Genomic DNA, 21,409 nt, shown 5'->3' on the forward strand with positions numbered 1-21,409 from the left:
ATCCATGAAATGGTGGAATAAAATCAGTGTCAAAATAACCCTGGCCATTTTACTTATGGCTGTGGTGCCGTTGGGTGGATTCGGTATTATGTCCATTGCCAAAATCCGGTCTGCACTGTTGGCCTCCGTATCCCAGACCAATTTTGCAGCGGCAAAAAGGGCAGGCGCTACCATTGAAGCGGCTATTCATGATACCATCGTGGACATTCGTATTATCATGGAAAATAACGGGTTTGAAGGCCAAAACCGGTATGATCGGGAATGGAGCCTCCAACTGATGCTCAAATCCTTTCCACAGCTCTCTTCAATGATGGTCACGAATACTTCCGGAACGCCCTTATTAAAAGTTACAAAGGAAGACACTTATTCCCCTGGCGATATTGAAACCCGGCAGGAAATTAAGACGGCCTTTGACACGTTAAATACCAAACAACGGCTCCGACCCATTTCAAGGACCAGCCACGGTTTTTTGATTCTTCCGGTTGATCTGTTTTTTGTCGACCCACAGGTCCGAGAAAACAGCTTTGCTTTGACCCTGGAAATCAATATGAACCGACTGCTCGAAAACGTATCGGACCAACATATTCTCAACGCCGGATACCTGTATGTTCTGGATAAAAAGGGAGAAATCGTCCTTTATCCGGATAAAAGTGTCGCCCTTGCCCGGGAAAAGGCGATGTATAACCCCCTTGCCGACTTATTTGTACAAGGCAAAAAGGTGCCCATAACGCTCGCTCGCCACATGAACCGGGATAACACGCCGGTGGTATCCAATGCCTTTGTCACAGCTCAACCGCGCCTTTTGGTGGTGGTGGAACAGACAGCCGCTAAGGCCATGGCCTCGGCCAATTTGATTTTAAAATGGCAGGTAATGGCTATAACGGCGGTTGTGCTGGTGTCAGCCTTGCTTTCCTTATACTTTGTATTGAGACTGAGCCGGCCGATCAATAAACTTGAGAACGGTGTCGCATTGATCTCAAAGGGTAATTTTGATGTCTCCATCCCCATTGGTTCCCCGGATGAAATCGGAAATGTGACAAAGGCGTTCAATGAAATGGCAGCCAGCCTCAAACAGGCAAAAAAAAAGGACTTGGACTTATTATGGATTGAACAGGGAATTTCCAGGCTTGAAGCAATTTTAAGGGAAGAGCAGGTATTTGAACGCTCGTGCGGGGAGTTGATCAATTTTTTGTGCGGGCATGTTCGGTCCCATATCGGCCTGTTGTACATCCGTACCCATGAAAATCGTTTTAAACCGGTCGCCGGTTTTGCCGTTTCCCCCGGCCAGGGTGGGCAGGCCCAGTTTGGATTTGGAGAGGGGCTCACCGGACAATGTGCAACTGAAAAAAAAATCAGGTATATGGAAAACTTGCCCCATGCTTTTTTTACTGTCTGTTCGGGCTTAGGTGAAATGCCGCCCAGGCAGTTGGCCATCATTCCTCTGATATTTAATGACGAGGTGGAAGGCATCCTGGAACTGGGGACCTTAAACACCTTCACGAACATTGACAAACAATTCTTAAAGGAAGCGGCTGGCCGTATCGGGGTCGCGCTGAACGCGGCACGTTCCAGACAGGAACAAAACAGGCTGCTGGAAGAGACAAAAACCCAGAAACAAATCCTGGAAAAACAGCAGGAAGAACTCCGAGCGGCCAACGAAGAGCTGGAAGAACAGACCCAGCAGCTGACAGCATCCGAAGACCAGCTTAGAAAGCAGCAGGAGGAGCTGCAGGCCTCCAATGAGGAGCTCGAAGAAAAGACACAGTTCCTTGAACGCAACCGAATTCAGATAGAAGAAAAAAACCGGGCGCTGGAACAGATGAAGGCTGAGCTGACCAAAAAAGCAGAGGACCTGGCCCTGTCCAGCAAATATAAATCCGAGTTCCTGGCCAATATGTCCCATGAACTGCGGACACCACTCAACAGCCTGCTGCTGCTGGCAAAAATATTGTCGGAAAACAAAGAAAGCAACCTCACCCAGGACCAGGTTGAGTCGGCACAGGTGATCTTTTCTTCCGGTTCGGATCTGCTCAACATGATCAATGAGATCCTTGACCTGTCCAAAATTGAAGCCGGAAAGATGACCCTGAATTTTTGTGAAATCAAGATATCCGAACTTGCCCGGAATCTTGAAACCACCTTCGCCCATCTGGCCAGGGAAAAGAACCTGGAACTGGATGTCCGTGTTGATCCCGATTGCCTGTCATCAATTTCCAGTGATTTTGAACGGGTCAGGCAGGTGTTGAAAAACCTGATGGCCAATGCTGTTAAATTCACATCCCAAGGCGGCATTTACCTCACCTTTTACAGGCCCGAAAATGATGTGGTCTACCAGAGCCGGGGCCTGACCGGAAACAACATTCTGGCCGTGTCGGTCAGGGATACGGGTATCGGCATTGCCCCAAATAAGCAGGCGTTGATATTTGAAGCGTTCCAGCAGTCAGACGGCGGAATATCCCGAAAGTACGGCGGTACGGGACTGGGACTGTCCATATGCAGGGAACTGTCAAAACTATTGGGTGGTGAAATTCATCTGCAAAGCGATGAAGGGAAAGGGTCCACGTTTACCTTGTACCTGCCGGCCGGACTTGATCGGAAAAAACAAACTATTGAAAAAAAGACGCAGACTGCTCATCAGTTATCCGCCCCCCTTTTCCTCACTAAGAAGGCGGAGACACTGCCGGATATCCCGGATGAGTCCCGGGTACATCTGCCCGATGACCGGGATGAAATCACGCCTGACAGCAAAAGCGTTCTCATCATAGAAGATGACATCAATTTCGGTAAAACATTAATGGATTTCTGTGCCAAACGCGGATTTTTATGTCTATATTCAACGACGGGAGAAAACGGAATATCTCTGGCCCGCCAATACATTCCCAAAGCGGTTATCCTGGATATCACACTGCCGGGCATGGACGGTTGGGCGGTTTTTCACAGCTTAAAAGAAAACGCCGCCACCCGGCATATCCCGGTTCATTTCATGTCGGTTGAAGAACCCGTATTTAACGTACTCAACCAAGGGGCCACGGGGTTCCTGACCAAACCGGTATCCCCCAAAAGTCTGGAAACGGCCCTGGACAGGATTGAAGCGGTGATCACCAAAAAGGTAAAATACCTGCTGATTGTGGAGGATGATGTCACCCAGCAAAAAAGTATCAAACGGCTTTTAACCGGGCGGGACATTGCCATTGATAACGCCCCATCCGGCAAAAAGGCCCTGGAAGCCGTTAAATCAAAGAGTTATGATTGCATCATTCTGGATCTCGGCCTGCCGGATATGACCGGATTTGAACTGCTTGAATTCCTGACAAACGATCAGGAAATCGCTCTTCCGCCCATCATCGTCTATACCGGCCGAGACCTCTCCTTTGAAGAGGAGGGCATCCTCAGGCGGTATTCGGAATCCATTATCATAAAGGGGGTAAAATCCGAGGAACGGCTCTTGGATGAGACATCTTTGTTTCTGCACCGCATGATAAAGGATCTGCCGGCGGATAAAAAACAGATCATCACGGATATCCATAACAGCGACCAGATGTTTGACGGCAGAACCATACTTATCGTGGACGATGACATGCGCAACGTGTTTGCACTGGCCAAGGTGCTTGCCGAACGGAAAATGACTGTATTAAAGGCGGAAAACGGACAGAAGGCCCTTGAGATGATTAAAAACAATTCCAAAATTGATTTGGTGCTCATGGACATCATGATGCCGGTCATGAATGGGTATGAAGCCATAAAAAAAATCCGAAAAGATACAAAATTCGCCCACCTGCCCATCATTGCCCTGACGGCTAAGGCCATGAAGCAGGACAAAAGAAACTGCATTGAGGCAGGCGCCAACGACTACCTGACCAAGCCCGTGGACATTGACCGCCTCTTGTCCATGATGCGGGTCTGGTTATATGAGTAAAAGGCAATTTAATCCATGGAAACAACCGAACTTGAAAAACTTGAGGTCAACCTGCTCCTTGAGGCCATTTTTCAACGGTATGGACACGACTTCCGCCAGTATGCCAGGGCGTCTGTTCACCGGCGGATTCACAATATCCAAACCCAGGCCGGTTTGGGTACCGTTTCTGAATTGATCCCCAGAATACTGCACGACCCTTCATTTTTTGAACAGATGCTGCGGGAATTGTCCATTACAGTCACGACAATGTTCAGGAATCCCGGCCTGTTTCTTTTTTTAAGACATAAGGTACTGCCGTACCTGAGAAGCTATCCGTCCCTGAAAATATGGCATGCCGGTTGTGCCACCGGACAGGAAGCCTATTCCCTTGCCATTCTGCTTAAGGAGGAAAATCTGGCAAAACGCACCGTTATTTATGCCACCGATTTCAACGACACAGCGTTGGATACTGCCAAGAAAGGGATTTATGATATTAAGGATGTCAAAGATTACACAAAAAATTACCAGGCAGCCGGCGGCAGCAGGTCTTTTTCAGAATATTATCATGCTGAATACGGCGCCATGAAACTGCGGCAGTGCTTAAAAGATTCCATAACCTTTGCCAACCACAACCTGGCCATCGACGGCGTATTCAGCGAAACACAGCTGATTATGTGCCGAAACGTATTGATTTACTTTGATGAAAAGCTTCAAAACCGGGTTTTTAACATATTTTACGAAAGCCTGGCGGAAAATGGCTTTTTATGTCTGGGACGCCGGGAATCGATCATTTGTTCGAACATCAGGAACAAATTTGTGGTCCTGGACGAGAAACACAAGGTATTCCAAAAGAAAACAGGGAGACAGCATGTTTGAAGCCGTTGTCATTGGCGGATCTGCTGGGTCGATAGAAGTGCTCATATCTTTGCTGGGCAATCTGCCGCCGGATTATCCCCTGCCCATTGTCGTCGCCATCCACCTGCATCCTTCGGATCAGGGGGATCTGGCCAGGCAGATGGACAGCCGGACATCCATTCGGGTAAAAGAGGCCCGGGAAAAACATCCCATTAAACCGAGTAGCGTTTATATAGCTCCGGCGGATTACCACCTTTTGGTGGAACATGATAAAACCTTTGCTCTGACGGTGGATGATCGGGTAAACTATGCCCGTCCCTCCATTGATGTTCTGTTTGAGTCCGCGGCCTTTGTTTATGGGGAGCATCTGGCCGGAATCCTGCTGAGCGGGGCGAATAATGACGGCGCTCTGGGCCTTGCTGCTATAAAGCGATCCGGCGGCCTTACCGTTGTCCAGGCACCGGACACAGCCCAATGTCCGGCCATGCCCCAGGCAGCCATTAATATCGGATGTGTGGATCGGTTCCTGGAACCTGCGACTCTGCTTGACATTTTGAGGTGATGGTATGGAAATAAAACAAAAAATCTTAATTGTCGATGATAGGCCGGAGAATATCTTCAGCTTAAAAAGAGTGCTGGCAGGGATTGATACTGAAATCATAGAGGCCCTGACCGGCAACGACGCCCTGATCGCCAGTCTGCACCATGAATTTGCCCTGGCCATCCTGGATGTGCAGATGCCTGAAATGGACGGGTACGAACTGGCTGAACTCCTGCGTTCCGAAGAGAAAACCAGCAGTATTCCCATCATTTTTATGTCCGCCGTCTATTCAAGCGATTACCATGTATTTAAAGGATACGAAGCAGGTGCTGTGGATTTCCTGGTCAAACCTTTTGAAACCAGAATCCTGTTAAGCAAAGTCAATATTTTCCTTGAGCTGGACAGACAAAAAAGCGAGCTGGCCGCATCAAAGGAAACGCTGGAAAAAAAAGTCGCAGAGCGAACCCATGAATTAATGGCCAAAAACAGGGAACTGCAGGCAGAGATAGAGCGGCGGAAAAAGGCCGAACAAAGCGTTCGAAAGGCACAAAAGCAATGGGAGGAAATCTTTGAGGCCATTGGCCATATGGCAGTGGTGATTGATGACAATCATACGATTATCGCGGCAAACCGTTCCGCTGTCAAACAAATCGGAATGCCTAAAAAGGCGCTTATCGGGGCGAAATGTCATGATATTTTCCATGGATCAAAGAACCCTATTCCGGATTGCCCTATTAAAAAACACAAAAAAGGGCGCTTGTCCCCGTCTGAAATGATAATAGAGATTTTTGATAAAACCTATATCCGCAGTACCACGCCAGTGTTTGAAGGCAATGACAATTATACGAAATTCATTGCGATATTCACGGACATCACCCGCCGCAAGGTGCTTGAAAAAGAGTTGCTCCAGGCCCATAAAATGGAGGCCATCGGCACCCTGGCAGGGGGAATTGCCCATGACTTCAACAATATCCTGTCTGCCCTTATCGGTTTTTCACAGTTGGCACTGAAAAATGCAGAAAAAGACTCTTTGATGGAAGATGACCTGACAGAAATTTTAAACTGCGGGCTGAGAGCCAAAGAACTGGTCCGGCAGATTTTAACCTTTGCCAGGCAATCTGATGAAAAATACTCGTATATTCACCTGGATTACATTGTTAAAGAGGTGGCCAAGTTTATCCGTTCCACCATTCCCTCCTCAATTGACCTTAAAACAGAGGTACAAAGTGCGTCCCTTGTATTTGCCAATCCCACCCAGATTCACCAGGTACTGATGAACCTTTGCACCAATTCGGCCCATGCCATGAAAAACGATGGCGGCATTTTAAAAATAAGCCTAACGGACGAACGAATAGATAAAAAAGATACAAATTCAACCCAGAATCCTGAACCGGGTAATTATGTCAAGCTCGAAGTATCAGACACCGGTACCGGCATTGCCCTGCATGTGATGGAAAAAATGTTTGAACCCTATTTTACCACCAAAGCCCAGGGAGAAGGAACGGGCATGGGCTTAGCCATGGTTCAGGGAATTGTCAAGGATATCGGCGGCACAATCAAGGTAAAAACCGCTTTGGGCCAGGGCACGATTTTTACCATCTTCATACCCATTGCAGACAGCGAAGAAATTGATCCGTACACAGAAGAAGCCATTTATCCGAGTGAGGGTTCCGAAATGATCCTTCTGGTAGATGATGAGCCCGCCATCACGAAAGTCGGAAAACGAATGCTGGAAAAGGCGGGCTATGACGTCATTATCGCCAATACACCCTGTGACGCCCTTGATCTGTTTAAAGAAAAGCCCGCAATATTCGATCTTGTTATGACGGATCTGACAATGCCCGGGATGAACGGTGATAAACTGACGGAAAAGATATTGGAAATCAGGCCGGATATTCCGGTGGTGCTCTGCAGCGGATATCAAAATAAGCATGTGATGGACGCAGAAATGAAACATCTATGGCATGCCTTTGTGCAAAAACCCATTAAACAGGAGATTTTCATCAATACCATCAGAAAGGTGCTTGATGAAAACACAAAGGGGTAGCACCATGACAGAAAACAAAAACAGATCAGAGGAAAAAATAAGCGTTCTGGTGGTGGATGATGAAAAAAGTATCCTGAAGCTGGCACAACGTCTGGTTCTGCAGGAAGGGTATAACTGCCTGGTTGCGTCAAACGGACTTGAGGCGATCTCAGTGATGGAAGAAACGGTGGTGGATGTGGTGATAACCGATCTGGCCATGCCTAAAATGGGCGGCATTGAGCTGACAAAACAGATCAAAGAAAACTACTCGGCAGATGTTATTATGATGACCGGGTACTTTAGAGACTTGTCCTACGAAAATGCCGTCACACAGGGGGCCAAAGATTTTATTCAAAAACCGTTCAGCACTAAAGAATTTCAAATCCGGCTTAACCGGGTGATCAAGGAGCGTGAGACCAATCAGGAACTCAAACAAAGCCTGAAGCGGATGAACGAAATTGTAGACGGGGTGATAAACAGTCTGTCTTCAACGGTGGATGCAAGAGACCCGTATACGGCCGGCCATCAGAAACGGGTGGCACAGCTTGCGATTGAGATCGCCAAATCCATGGGACTTGGGGAAACCAAGGTCTCCAGTATCCGCATGGCCGGGATTCTACATGATTTAGGGAAAATTGCCATCCCGGCCGAAATCCTGTCAAAACCCAGCACGCTGTCGGACATCGAATTCAGCCTGATAAAAACCCACCCCCAGGTGGGGTATGACATTCTTAAAAATATCAATTTTCCCACGCCCGTTGCCCGGATTGTTTATCAGCACCATGAACGCCTGGACGGTTCAGGCTATCCTTTGGGACTTTCAGGAGATGATATTCTGCCCGAAACAAAGATATTAACAGTGGCGGATGTGGTTGAGGCCATGTCTTCACACAGGCCCTACCGGCCGGGACTCGGCATGGAAAAAGCATTGGCGGAGATCCAAGACAAACAAGGCAGGTTTTATGATCCGGATGTTGTGGATGCCTGCCTTAAAACAATGGCTGAAAACTTTAAATTTGACGGGTGATCCATTGAGTGAAACACATACATATCCGATCCTGATCGTGGATGATGAAAAACCTATCGCCACCATTATCCAAAAGCTCTTAAAACAGGAAAACATCACAACAGAGTATGTGGCTGACGGTGACCAGGCGTTGCTGAAAATGCGCCAGGCCGCCCTCCCCTATGCCCTGGTGATCAGTGACCAGAAGATGCCGGGAATGACAGGGGATGCCTTTTTAGAAAAAGCGGCCCTGATCTCACCAGACACCGTGAGGTTTCTGATGTCAGGATATACGGACCTGGCTGCAGTGATTCGGGCCATAAATAATGGGGCAATCAACCGGTTCATTCCAAAGCCCCTGGATAGGAAGACGTTCATCCGAGCAGTTTTAGATGCTGTGGCACAATTTGAGGCCGACGTTGAGGCCAAACGCATGTTTGAAGAAGCCAAAGCCCAGAATCTCAAGCTGTTTGAGCTATATAAAGAGTTAAAACAGGAAACGCAGAAATTTGACAAAGTCATGGATGGACTGGACGGGCAGATCGCAAAGTTGACAGATAAAATGAATGCGTTCAAAGACGCTGATTTAAAAAATAAAAATGCACTGGACCGCATTGAGCAAACCATGAGAAATAAAAACATCCTGACTCAAAATAATTTTGCAGGGTTTGCCGCCCAGATTAAGGAAGAAGTATATATCCAATTTCAGGATATTGCGGTTCGAAACGGTTTGACAATGCCGGGAAAAAGCTGATGAGTGCCATAAGCCAAGACATACTGGAATCCGCAATTTTGATTGTGGATGATGAACACAATGTTCTAAAATCATTGCGCAGGCGTTTAAACCGCCATGGGTTCACCAACGTAAATACGGCGTTAAACGCGGAGCAGGGACTAACCATCATTCGGAATGCGGACAAACCGTTTTCCGTGATTCTGTCGGATCAGCACATGCCGGGAATCAGTGGTTACACGTTTTTTAATAAAGTCATGAATCTTTGCCCGGATTCAAGACGGATACTGATGACCGGCTATCATGATTTTGATGTTGCCATGGATGCCATTAATCAAGGGGGAATTCATAAGTACATTACCAAACCCTGGGACGAATCTGATTTATTGACGATGCTGACCACTGAAATTGAAATATATAACAACATCCATGAAAAAAGACGAATTAGCATTATTATCAAAAATCAAAACGCACAACTTTACCGGTTAGCCAAACAAAAGGCCTTGGAAAAACAAGCATTTAAAAAGCAGGAAGCGGCGAAAAGGAAACAACTGGCGACCATTAAAAAGGTGCTGAACGAATTAGAAAAAGCCGAAAGCATGAAAAAAACGTTGCCGGGGCTGGACCATTTTTTTTCCGACAAACAAATCCAGGATCAAACCGTCATTATCCGGGCATTTGACATCATCAACCAGGAAATAGACACCATCCTTGGCCGCATGGCCCAAAAGCACAGCCTCTCTTTTCCCGCAGACGGCACTCATTCAGGCATGGCCTCCCCCGACTACGACCTGATTGATCAAATCCTGGGGATCGCACTCCAAAATGCCATACCGTTAATGAGAAACATCCACCCCTCTTTTGGTGACGGCGTTGACATTGAGTCGTACACAACGGTTCCGGATATCTGGGAACTTGCCCAAAAAGAGGGATTGCTTGAGACGGAACAAATTTTGGAATTAAAAGAACACATGGCACCCAAAGAGGGTGTTCCTCCCTCCCGAAGGGAACCTGAAGAGATACTCTCTGCATCAGGAGCACTCTCCCGGTTGGATATCAGCCGCCTTGTGGTAAAAAGACGGTTTATCCAGGCAAGAATTCTGGATAAATCCGGTGCCGGGAAACTGATTGATCAAAAGCTGATTTCGTCCGGGGCCCTGGAAATCTGTCTGTCAGAGCAGATGAGGCGGTTTAAGCGGAATGGAGAATGCGTTCCCGTAAGGGATCTTCTTTTAGAAAAAAATATGATCGACCACCACACCTGGCAAAAAATGTTTGAAGATGCCGCCGAAACAGACGTGGTGTGTGAACCTGAAGAAATATCAGAAACGATAAACCTGTCCGAGGATGAAATCCCTATTGAACTGATCGTTTCCAACGACGGCACCACGGCATGGATCAAAAATAAATTACCGTTGCTCAAAGATGTTAACACAACATTGGTTAAGACGTTGCTGGAAAAAAGAGGGGTGGTATCCGGTATAATAGCGGATGAGCAAATCGCAAAGCTTCTAAGTGACTATCTGGGAGCCGGAGAAAAATGGATCGTGGCGCAAACGCCCATAACCCAGCCAGAGACAGACGGTAAAATTGAATATTTTATCAATACCAATGACCGGCGCCCGGGGATTTTTAAAGAGGACGGCACCATAGATTTTAAAGACCGGGGCGATATCCCCTTTGTAAGAGAAGGAGAGCTTCTTGCAAAAAAAGTTCTCTGGGAAGAGGTTCCTGTAACCCCCAATATATTCGGAGAGCATATCCGGCTCGAACCACTGGAAAAAGTGGCGTTAAAAGGGGGGACCGGGACAAGGCTCTCCGAAGACGGGCTGGAATTGTACGCGGCCGGCGAAGGTGAGCCATGCCTGGACGGCAGGGGTATTATTTCTGTTTATCAAGAGCTTGTCGTTAAAAATGATGTGGGTTTTGAAACCGGTCATATCGATTTTAAGGGCAATGTATTTGTTCACGGTAGTATCAAGGATGGATTCAAAGTTTCCTGCGCCAATCTCACAGTCAGTGAAATCAACGGTGGAATAATATCGACCACCGGAGACCTGAAAGTTTCAAAAGGGGTAATCAATGCACAGGTTTCAGCCCAGGGAAATATAACCGCCCAATTTATTAATAAATCAAAGATTAGAGCCTTGGGCAATATGAACGTAACCAGGGAAATCATGGAATCCTCAATTTCCATCAACGGCCAATTCCTGAACAAGGAAGGCCGAATCATATCGTCTGCCATATGTGCAAAAATGGGACTGTTTGTGAGACTGGTGGGCACGGAAAAGTCAGAACCTTCTCTGCTCAAACCCGGCAGTAACGATTACCTGAATGAAGTAAAAGACAAATTGACGAAAAAAGAAAATAAGACAAAAAACCTTATCAAAAAACTGACCCCCAAAAAGAAACAATTGGAAGAAAAAAATTATGACATACATGAAAAAATTATGTTCCATTCCAGTTCCTGCGAAACGCTGAAAAACAATGCAGCCAAACTGCAGGCACAGGTACAGGTACAACACATGACAAAAGACCCCAAAGCCCGTTTAAAAGAGGAATACAAAGAGACCGTTTTCCAGCTGAAAACTGTTGAAAAGACCATTAGAGAGTTGTTCAATACCCAGGATGGCCTGGTGGCTGAAATTGAGGCCCATCAGGAAAGTATTCAAAAAGCCATGGATAACCTGGCTGAAATTACTAACAGGATTACGGAAATTGATCAGTTAAAAAAGCAAGATAACGGAATTCCCAGGGTGCAGATCTCCAAACATATACAAGCCGGAACCCGGATAATTGGCCCAAGTAGTGCCATAAAAATTCAGCAGAGCATAGGCGCATGTAACATATTGGAAATAAAAAAGTCCTACGGCGACCTATCCACAGAAAAAGAGATGGTAATCCGGAATTTTTAACCCGAATTTAAGGAAATTAAATTTGGCAGCTTTTTGGAATTTTCATATAAACGGCCATGGGCCGTCCTTGGTCTATCCACCCAGGCTTGGGCCCACAACAAAGATAGAAAGAATCCAGTTAGTTGTTGGAGGCTTTCTTATAAAAAAAAGACTACTTTTTTTATTGATTCTTGTTTTTTTAGGGATTGGTATGCCTGTCATGGCAAACATCTCAAAAGAAAATAATATTCTGATGATTTTTTCCTGGCACAAGCGTATGCCCTGGCAGATGGAAATTGAAAAAGGCGTCGAACAATATTACAAGGCACTGCCGTCAAAACCAAATCTATTTTATGAATATATGGATGCCGGACACTTCAACGGTCAGGGCCAGATCGACATTTTCAAAGAATATCTATCAAAAAAATATGCCGGTTACCGGATTGATCATGTCATTTTTGAAAGCGCTCCTGCCGGCAAGCTGTTTACATCGTATCCTGATCTGTTTCAGGGAGCCCGAAAATACCTTTTAAACCCGGGTCCCATCAGTAAAAAAGCCCTTAAGAACCGATCAGTGGTTATTCCTGTGAATATTGATACTCAAAGGGCAGCAAAAGAATTATTAAAGATCAGCCGGGGTAAAACAATATATCTGGTTGCCGGTGCAACGGAGCCCAGCAGGAAAAGGGTTGAAATATTTTTAGACCTATTCCCAAAGCTTAATCCGGATCAAAAGGTCAAATCCCTGATTGGACTGCCCATGGACCAGCTTTGTAAAAAGGTGTCACAATTGGATAAGGACGGTGTCATATTCTATTTACTCATCATGCGGGATGGGGCCGGTGTCTGCCATACCCCTTATGATGCCGCAGCTCAAATCAGCCAAAATGCTACGGTACCGGTTTACAGTTTATGGACCTCTCTATTGGGAAGCGGAGTTGTCGGGGGGTATTTGCTTAGTGGAGAAATGGTCGGAGAACGGATGATAGCCGTATTGAAGGACCCTGAACTTGTCAAAGAGGCTGCCGGGAAATGGTCTGATCAATTCCATGGTTTTTTCTACGACTGGCGTCAACTGGAACGCTGGCATATCCACAAGAACACACTGCCTGCCCAAAGCAAAATATTATTCAAGAAAGGCTCCTTTTACGAATACTATTATAAAGAAATCATCTTAGTTTCGCTGGCCGTTATTTTATTAATTTCATTTTTCTGGAATCACCGGCTGAAAATCGAAATAGAGAATCGGATAAGGACTGAGCAAGAGCTACAAGTGAGTGAAACTCGCTTCCGGACCCTTTCCGAGACAACGTCCGAAGGCGTTGCCATCACAAAAAACGGCGTCTTGATCGATGCCAATAAAAAAATGTGTGAGATGTTCGGTTACGGGTTTGAAGAACTCATGGGCATGAGGCCCACCGATTTTGTGGTCCCTGAACACAAAGAAACGGTAAAATACCATGTCGCACAAGACGTTAAAAAACTCTATGAAGTGACCGGCATAAGAAAAAATCGTTCTGAATTTCCCCTGGAAGTCCAGGGCAAAAAAATTTCAATTAACGGACAAGAAGCAAGAGTTACCGTGATAAGAGATCTGACCGAACGAAAACGTTCTGAAGAGGAGATTAAAACCCTGCAGGGCCTGTTGCCCATTTGTTCTGTCTGCAAAAAAATCAGGGATGACAAAGGCTATTGGACCACTCTGGAAGCTTATATTTCCGACCATTCAGACGCAGAGTTCAGCCACAGCATATGTGATGAGTGTATAGAAAAAAAATACCCTGAATAACAGCCATGGGCTGACCTGGTCTATCAACGCCCGGATTCAATCCAAAACATAACAATTTTTAAAAATCGGTGTCCGGGGGGCTTGCGCACTTATGTGATCATATCGTATTGTTTTGCAGCATATTTCCACAAGACAAAGGAGGTTGCAAAAAAAATTTTGGGAACCGTTCTTGAGCCGGATAAACAGGCCTTTAAAGTGCTTACAAAGGCACAAATGCCATTTGGCAAATACAAAGGCCGCCGTCTGGTAGACCTGCCCGAACCCTATCTGGTATGGTTCAGCCGACAGGGGCTTCCCCCGGGCAAATTAGGAGAGCAACTGCGTACGGTATATGAAATAAAGCGTAATGGACTGGAGTACTTATTTAAGCCATGAAAACACTTCACCTGATCCGCCATGCAAAATCCAGCTGGACGGACCAACGCCTTGCAGATATTGACAGGCCCCTGGCCCCAAGGGGCATCCGGGCATGCGCTGTCATGGCGCCTGAAATTGCAAAAACAGGCTGTGATTTCTCCAATGTTTTCACAAGTCCTGCAAAAAGGGCCAAAGAAACAATTGAAAGGATTGCCGGCAATCTTCAAGACATCTCTTTTACCTGGACCGTGGCAAAAAAGCTATACACCTTCAGCGCCCACGACCTTTTGACATTCTGCCGGCACGATCTGCCTGCAAACATTGACCAGGCTGTTATTGTGGGCCATAACCCGGCCTTTCATGAATTCTGCAACCGGATGATGGCCGACACAACCCTAAAAAAGGTACCGACCTGCGCCTATGCCCGGCTGGAACTGGATGCCGATTCCTGGAACGATATCGGCCCCGGAAAAATGAGGATTACTGCGTTTTTAACACCCAAAATGTTCCGGTAATGGAGATCACCCAGGATATAGACCAAAATAGTGGACGGGAATCAGGCAGGATACCGTCCCCTGCACCAACGAATCTGCCTGCCGCCCTGCCCTTTGACCTGAAAACCTACCTGGCCAATCTCCTGATCATTGATTTCGAAGCCACACCCGATGGCGATGTGTTTCACATCGGCGCCGTATTTAACGGGCGGGTTTTCAATGAAGTCAACATTTCGAATCCGGTCCCGGCACTCAAACGGCTGTCCCAATTTGCACAAGGTGCAACGTATGTCCTGGGGCACAATATTATCAAGCATGACCTGGCTCTGGTCCGGGAACATTGTCCGGATGCAGAAATTCTGTCTTTAATCCCCATTGACACGCTGGTACTCTCGCCTTTGGCCTTTCCGGAAAATCCCTACCACCGGCTCATCAAAGGATATAAACTGTTAAGTACATCGAAGAACAATCCTGTGGCCGATGCAAAGCTTTCCATGGTGCTGTTTGAAGATGAACTGGCAGCCTTTCTTCTTTTAAAAAAGACCGAACCAGGGCTCATTGCTTTTTTTGCCTGGGCCTTTGACCTGCCGTCAGGAAAATTTAAGGGGATCAGCCGGCTTTTTGAAAAAATAGGCAAAGAGAAACCCGATGAAAGCTGTGCCCGGGATCTGTTTTTAAATTTATGCCAAGACAGGGGCTGTGCCAAAGCGGCCCGGGAAATCTGGAAAGAAATCTGCCGGACGCCAAACAGGAAACCGGAACTTGCCTACCTGGTTTCCTGGTTGCGGGTTGCCGGCGGCAACTCTGTTCTTGCAGGCTGGGTGCTCCACGAGTTTAACGGCATCGCGGATCTGGTTTCAAGGCTTCGGATGGCCTGCGGGGATGACGCCTGTACCTTTTGCGCACAGCATAACAATCCGGAACGCCTTTTAAATAAATATTTCGGGTTCAACGCGTATCGGAGCATCCCCGACGGCCGGATGCTCCAGCGTGAAATCGTTTCCGCGTCCCTTTCCGGGCGTCATCACCTGGCCATCCTGCCCACGGGCGGCGGCAAATCCATCTGCTACCAGATCCCGGCACTTCACCTATATGAACGGACAGGCGCGCTCACCATTGTCATTTCACCCCTCAAGGCCCTGATGAAGGACCAGGTGGACAACCTCAACCATGCCACCGGCACCCAGGCCGCCGCAGCAATCAACGGCAGCCTGACCCTTCCCGAGCGGGGCGCCGTGGTGGAAAAGGTGCGGTTGGGCGACATCGGGCTTTTGTACATCTCTCCTGAACAACTGCGAAATAAAAGCGTGGTGGAACTGATCGCCTCCCGCCAGGTGGGCTGCTGGATATTCGACGAAGCCCATTGCCTGTCAAAATGGGGACATGACTTCAGGCCCGACTACCTGCACGTGGCAGATCTCATTGCCGACCAGAAAAAGCGATCCAGCCGGCTGCCGGTGATCGGTGCTTTCACAGCCACGGCCAAAAAAGATGTCAAAGAAGAAATCCGCCAGCATTTTAATGAAAAGCTCTGCCTTGATTTAGACGGCTTTGAAGGAGGTGTCGACCGGGACAACCTTCACTTTTACGTCTATCCTGTCACAGCCGCTGAAAAATACGATGTCATTGCCCGCACCCTGAACGACAATCTGTCAGAGACAAAGGGCAGTGCCATTGTCTATTGCGCATCCCGGAAAGGCACCGAAGCGTTAAGCCAGTTTCTCAGCGAACGCGGTATTGTCTGCCGGGCCTTTCATGCCGGTCGAACCGAACCGGACAAGCGCAATATCCAGGATGAATTTGTCTCAGGCAGCATCCCTGTGATCTGCGCCACTAACGCCTTTGGCATGGGCATCGACAAAAAGGATATCCGGCTGGTCATCCATGCGGATATCCCGGGTTCCCTTGAAAACTATCTCCAGGAAGCCGGCAGGGCCGGACGGGACCAGGACCTTGCCGACTGCATCCTGCTTTATGAACAGGATGACATTGACAGCCAGTTCTCCTTGAATGCCTATTCTAAACTGACGTTACAGGACATCAAAAAAATCCTCAAAGTGCTGAAAGACCGGGGCAAAAAACATCCCGAAATCGTGATCACTCCGGCAGAAATCCTTCGCCTGGCAGGATATGAGCACATGGGCGGTGATGATCAAAGGGCCAGGATTGCCGTGGCCTGGTTGGAGAGACGGGGCTTTATCCGGCGGGATTTCAACCGCACCCTGTTTTTCAAGGGGGTACCTTTGGTGAAAAGCCTGGATGAGGCGGAAAAGAAACTTAAAAGGCTTAACCTGTCCCGAACCGTTCACTCGGTATATATGACGCTGTTGCAGACGCTTTTTAACGAAAAGAAAAACGCCCTGATCTCGGCGGACATGCTGTGCGAGGCCCTTAGCGGCATTGAAAACCTGCCGGATAAATACCTGGATCCGCGCACCATCATAACCGAACTGAACAATATGGCCAATGCAGGGCTCATCCGGGAAGGGTCAGTGATGACCGCCTTTATCCGGCCAAAGGGCAAAAACAGCGCCGGGGATCTGTTGGACCTTTTTTCCCGCATGGAAAAAAACATGGCCGACCTGATGGCAGAACTCTCCCCGGAATCCAGTGCGGACAAAGCCGACCTGATCAATCTGCGCCTGGTGGCCCAGCGTCTCAAGGACAAAGGATTTTCAACCGCCACCACGGATATTTGTACCACCTTACTGCATATCATGGCCGCCGACCAGGGGGAATCCGGAGGCAAAAGTTTGAAGGTCGCCGGGAAAAAAGGTGCAGAACAGCAGCGGGTCTTTGTTAATGTACCCTGGCAAATTTTAAAAGAACGCATGGACCTGCGCCACCGGTGCGCCCGGGTTTGTATTGACGTCATCATAAAAAATCTTGGACCGGATCTTAAATCCGCCCAGAAAGAGATCCTGGGGCAATTTTTTCTCTCGGACATCACCCAGGCCATGACCCAAGACATTTTTCTGTCCGGGTTCAAGGGAAACGGTAACAGGCTGGTGGAAAAGAGCCTGCTGTTTTTGCACGACACAAAGGTGATCACCCTTCAAAACGGTTTAGGGGTATTCCGCCAGGCATTTACCCTGTCCGTGGAAGAGGCGGCCCTGACCCGGCAGTACACCCGGGGAGATTACGAGCCCTTATCCCAGCATTATGAACAAAAAAATGTTCAGGTGCATGTCATGGAGAAATACGCCGAATTCGGCATGGAAAAAATCCGCACCGCCCTGGACTTTGTCCGGGACTATTTTCAACACTCCCACGACAAGTTCATTCTCAGGTATTTCCCCGGACAAAAGAAAATAATCACCACGGCCATGACGGCCAAAGCCTATGCAGATATTATCCAAAGCCTGGGGAATAAAGTGCAGGAGGCCATTGTGGCAGTCCCTGAGAACAGGAACCTGCTGGTGCTGGCCGGTCCGGGCTCGGGAAAGACAAGAACAATCGTCCACCGGTGTGCCTGGCTGATCAAGGCACGCTCAATCCCCCCGGAAAGTATTCTTGTCCTGTGCTTTAACCACGGCACCATGATTGAGCTTCGCACCAGAATCAAAGCCCTGACTGGAAAACGAAGCGCCCGGGTGACGGCCATGACCTTCCATGGTCTTGCCATGCGCATCACAGGCTGCTGCCTGATGGATTCACAGAATGGGCAAAACCGAAACCGGGAGATCAATTTTGATAAAGTGATTGACGAGGCTGTTGAAATTCTGGAAGGCAAACGGGAGATCCCCGGTATAGGCACGGACCAGGCCCGGCAGTACCTGCTTGCCCGGTACCGTTATATTCTGGTGGATGAATACCAGGACATTGACGCACGCCAGTACCAATTTATTACGGCACTCACCGGCCGGCTGGAAGCCGACGACGATGCAAAAATCGCCATCATGGCTGTGGGAGATGATGACCAAAGCATTTACGGCTTCAGGGATGCTAACGTCAAATTCATTCATCGGTTCAAGGAAGATTATAATGCCCGGGAATTTTACCTCACCGAGAACTATCGCTGCCCCCACCCGGTAATTGAAGCCGCCAATGACCTGATTGCCAAAAACAGGCAGCGCATGAAAACGCAAGTACGGTGCCGGATCAATGACAAACGAAAACATCTGGCCATGGCCCCTGACAAAACACCTGAAAAAGAGCGGGTAGCCATGGTCTGCTGCAAGGATATCCAAAGCCAGGCCGTCTATGCAGCCGCCCGCATCAAAAAACTTCTGGACCAGGAAGGCGCAACCGTCCAAGACATTGCCGTGATATCCCGCCAAGGCATTGAATATCCCGCCCTTGTGGCTGTTCGCATGGCCCTGGCAAAACTTAAGATTCCCATCAGTTACAGTCTTAAATCAAGCCCTGGGTTCCCACTGTTTAAAATCCGGGAATTCCAGGAAACCTTAAATTTTTTTAATGAACATAAACATAAGAGCATGGCGCCTGAAGATCTAAAGGAAGCAGTCATGGCTCTTTTTGAAAACAGGTCTTCATGGACGGAGCAGGTCCGGGGAATTTTAGATGATTTCTGTTCCATCATCAGCGGTACCGAGATCTCGGTTGCCCAGGCAAGGGAATTTTTCCTAAGCGCACTGCTCGAAGAGCAACAGGCCCGGAGAACGGGCACAGGCGTTTTTACCGGAACAGTCCACAGCATCAAGGGCATGGAGTTTAAACATGTGTTTATCCTGGACCACGGCTGGAAAAATAAAGAAATAGAAGAGGAGCGTCGTCTTTACTACGTCGGCATGACCCGGGCCATGGAACACCTGACGCTTTTTTCGGTTCAAAATTCAGGCAACCCGCACACCGCAGTTCTGGCCCGCCACCCATTTGTCTGCTGCAAGCAAGCGCCTGATACAAAAATAACAGGTTTTTCAAATGATGTGACCATCTCAATTCTTGGGATGGAAGATCTTTACATCTCTTTTCCCCAACGGTTTGACAAAAATCATCCCATCCACGACCACCTGTCCGCCCTTAAAACAGGAGACCGTATATTTCTGAAAAAAGATGGTGCTTATATCCGTATCCTCAATCCGGACCGCCAATGTGTGGGCAGCCTATCCCAAAAAGGCGTTGAAAAATGGAAATCCCGCCTGCCCGGCATCCTCAATGCCCAGGTGTTAGGGGTGGTCATCCGCAATGCCGATGAAAATAATTTACCGCTTAGAAATGAAAACAACATTGAACAGTGGTATCTGCCCATTGTGGAGATCCTTCACAGGAATTGTTCTCCTGAACAAAATCCATAATAAACGCCGCATGTAAAAAACAGTTAAGATATAGCTTTTTACAGGTTCATCGTCTTCAACTTAAATAAAGATCATCAAGAAGCGTAAACAGTTCTTTTCTGGCATTTTCAAACTCTTTAAGTTTTTCATTCGCAGCGGTTTCATTTTTCTGGTTATAGAGCGAAACAATTTCCCTGGCTATGTCATGTACTGCTTTATGGGGTCTCTCAATATCTTTGAATGATTGCATTTGTGTAAAATCTCCCTTAGCCGAGTCATACCATTTGCCAAGTATACAATCATGGTGACCGGTGACCTCTTCAGGCTGCATCAGCTTTCGCCCTTCCAGCACAGCTTCAAGATTAATTTTCCAATTCAAGTGCGCAGTTTTTACGGTCCCGATATCAAATAGAGGCGGTTTAACCTGAATATGAGAGACCGATTGATCCATTGCGTACACCAAATCATTCAGCACATGGGAGTACTCCCTTACCTCAAGGCAACGATTTGTGATCTGATCGGTGGTATCGCGAACCCTGACGATATCGCCGGCAACTCCCTGATTAGCTTGGGAGGCCTGGGAAATATTGCTGCTGATTTCCAGTATCCCCTCAGAGACCTGCGAAATATTGGTAGAGATCTCACCACTTGCTATGGCCTGTTGTTCAACGGCACTTGCAACGGTCTCAACCAGTTCGCTTACCATTAAAATGGTTTTTGATATGGTATTGATAGCCCCGATTACCTGGGAGGTTGTCGATTGGATGCTGTTAATTTGCATTTTAATATCATGGGTTGATTCTCCGGTCTGTTTGGCCAGTTCCTTTATTTCATTGGCAACAACAGCAAACCCTTTACCAGCCTCTCCGGCCCTGGCGGCCTCAATGGTGGCGTTAAGCGCAAGCAGGTTGGTCTGACTGGATATTTCCTCAATGGCAGCCGTGACTTTGTCAATTTTTTGGGCGGCTGATCCAAGCGCCTCGACATTTTGAGAAGCATTCTTGGCTTTCGCTACCGCCTCGGAACTCACATTTTTGGCCTGGGAAGTGTTCTTTGAGATTTGGTTGATGGTAGCAGTCATTTCCTCAGATGCGGTTGCAACAATTGAAACATTAATGCTTGACTGCTCCATTGCTGCGGCCACAGTATTCATACTGGAATTCACTTCTTCTGCAGCGGCAGATACGGTATCCGCCAAATCGTACAACCGCATGGCACCATCGGTCAATTCATCAGCAGCGTTACTCATGGCTCCGGAAGTTGCGCCAAGTGTAGAAATATTCCCGCCCGCCAGGCGAAATACTTTGCTCCAGTTATGCCGTATTTTCTCGACCAGAACCATTGCGCCATGCCCTGTGTTACCAGGAGGAACAGAGTTGTCTGTCTGCAGATTATTTTTTGAAATCAACTCTATTCTATCAGTAAAATCAGAGGTAATATTTTTGTATTTAAAATAAAAATAAAATACACCCCCCAGGCAAACAAATGAAAAAGCCCCTATTATAATGTTCATAGTCATTTCCTTAAAAATAGAATTCGCGACAGATTGAATCTAAACTTTATAAAATATGAATTGATTTAG

12 protein-coding genes are annotated in these 21,409 nt (G+C 47.5%); 11 read left to right on the top strand and 1 reads right to left on the bottom strand.

Annotation, left to right across the window (positions count from 1 at the left end; genetic code table 11):
• Positions 1-4 precede the first annotated feature (4 nt).
• From B147_RS27200 to B147_RS0102790, 11 genes are all read left to right on the top strand, one after another.
• Complete coding sequence (locus tag B147_RS27200) at positions 5-3,916, top strand: response regulator (protein WP_020585723.1); 3,912 nt, start codon at positions 5-7, stop codon at positions 3,914-3,916.
• Between the two features lie 15 nt (positions 3,917-3,931).
• Positions 3,932-4,771, top strand: a complete 840-nt coding sequence (locus B147_RS0102745; RefSeq protein WP_020585724.1) for a CheR family methyltransferase — start codon at positions 3,932-3,934, stop codon at positions 4,769-4,771.
• Positions 4,764-5,312: a chemotaxis protein CheB gene (locus B147_RS0102750; RefSeq protein WP_020585725.1), complete on the top strand. Its 549-nt coding sequence runs from the start codon at positions 4,764-4,766 to the stop codon at positions 5,310-5,312. Before B147_RS0102745 ends, B147_RS0102750 begins: the two co-directional genes overlap by 8 nt.
• A gap of 4 nt (positions 5,313-5,316) precedes the next feature.
• Positions 5,317-7,338, top strand: coding sequence for an ATP-binding response regulator (locus B147_RS29930; protein ID WP_020585726.1), 2,022 nt, complete (start codon positions 5,317-5,319; stop codon positions 7,336-7,338).
• Between the two features lie 4 nt (positions 7,339-7,342).
• Positions 7,343-8,344, top strand: coding sequence for a response regulator (locus B147_RS0102760; RefSeq protein WP_020585727.1), 1,002 nt, complete (start codon positions 7,343-7,345; stop codon positions 8,342-8,344).
• A gap of 4 nt (positions 8,345-8,348) precedes the next feature.
• Positions 8,349-9,077: a response regulator gene (locus B147_RS0102765; RefSeq protein WP_157237743.1), complete on the top strand. Its 729-nt coding sequence runs from the start codon at positions 8,349-8,351 to the stop codon at positions 9,075-9,077.
• Positions 9,077-11,971, top strand: coding sequence for a FapA family protein (locus B147_RS0102770; protein WP_020585729.1), 2,895 nt, complete (start codon positions 9,077-9,079; stop codon positions 11,969-11,971). Before B147_RS0102765 ends, B147_RS0102770 begins: the two co-directional genes overlap by 1 nt.
• Positions 11,972-12,161: 190 nt before the next feature.
• Positions 12,162-13,739, top strand: a complete 1,578-nt coding sequence (locus B147_RS0102775) for a PAS domain S-box protein (RefSeq protein ID WP_169400696.1) — start codon at positions 12,162-12,164, stop codon at positions 13,737-13,739.
• A gap of 156 nt (positions 13,740-13,895) precedes the next feature.
• Complete coding sequence (locus B147_RS30880; protein WP_033396769.1) at positions 13,896-14,114, top strand: DUF3820 family protein; 219 nt, start codon at positions 13,896-13,898, stop codon at positions 14,112-14,114.
• Positions 14,111-14,611 (top strand): SixA phosphatase family protein, encoded by a 501-nt coding sequence (locus B147_RS0102785; protein WP_020585732.1) that lies wholly within the window; start codon positions 14,111-14,113, stop codon positions 14,609-14,611. Before B147_RS30880 ends, B147_RS0102785 begins: the two co-directional genes overlap by 4 nt.
• Complete coding sequence (locus tag B147_RS0102790) at positions 14,611-19,848, top strand: RecQ family ATP-dependent DNA helicase (protein ID WP_020585733.1); 5,238 nt, start codon at positions 14,611-14,613, stop codon at positions 19,846-19,848. The genes B147_RS0102785 and B147_RS0102790 overlap by 1 nt, the downstream gene beginning before the upstream one ends.
• A 55-nt stretch (positions 19,849-19,903) precedes the next feature.
• Here B147_RS0102790 and B147_RS0102795 read toward each other — a convergent pair whose 3' ends face one another.
• Entirely contained in the window at positions 19,904-21,340 is a 1,437-nt protein-coding gene (locus tag B147_RS0102795) for a methyl-accepting chemotaxis protein (RefSeq protein ID WP_020585734.1), read from the bottom strand.
• Positions 21,341-21,409 lie beyond the last annotated feature (69 nt).

The sequence above is a fragment of the Desulfobacter curvatus DSM 3379 genome (assembly GCF_000373985.1).
Lineage (GTDB): Bacteria > Desulfobacterota > Desulfobacteria > Desulfobacterales > Desulfobacteraceae > Desulfobacter > Desulfobacter curvatus.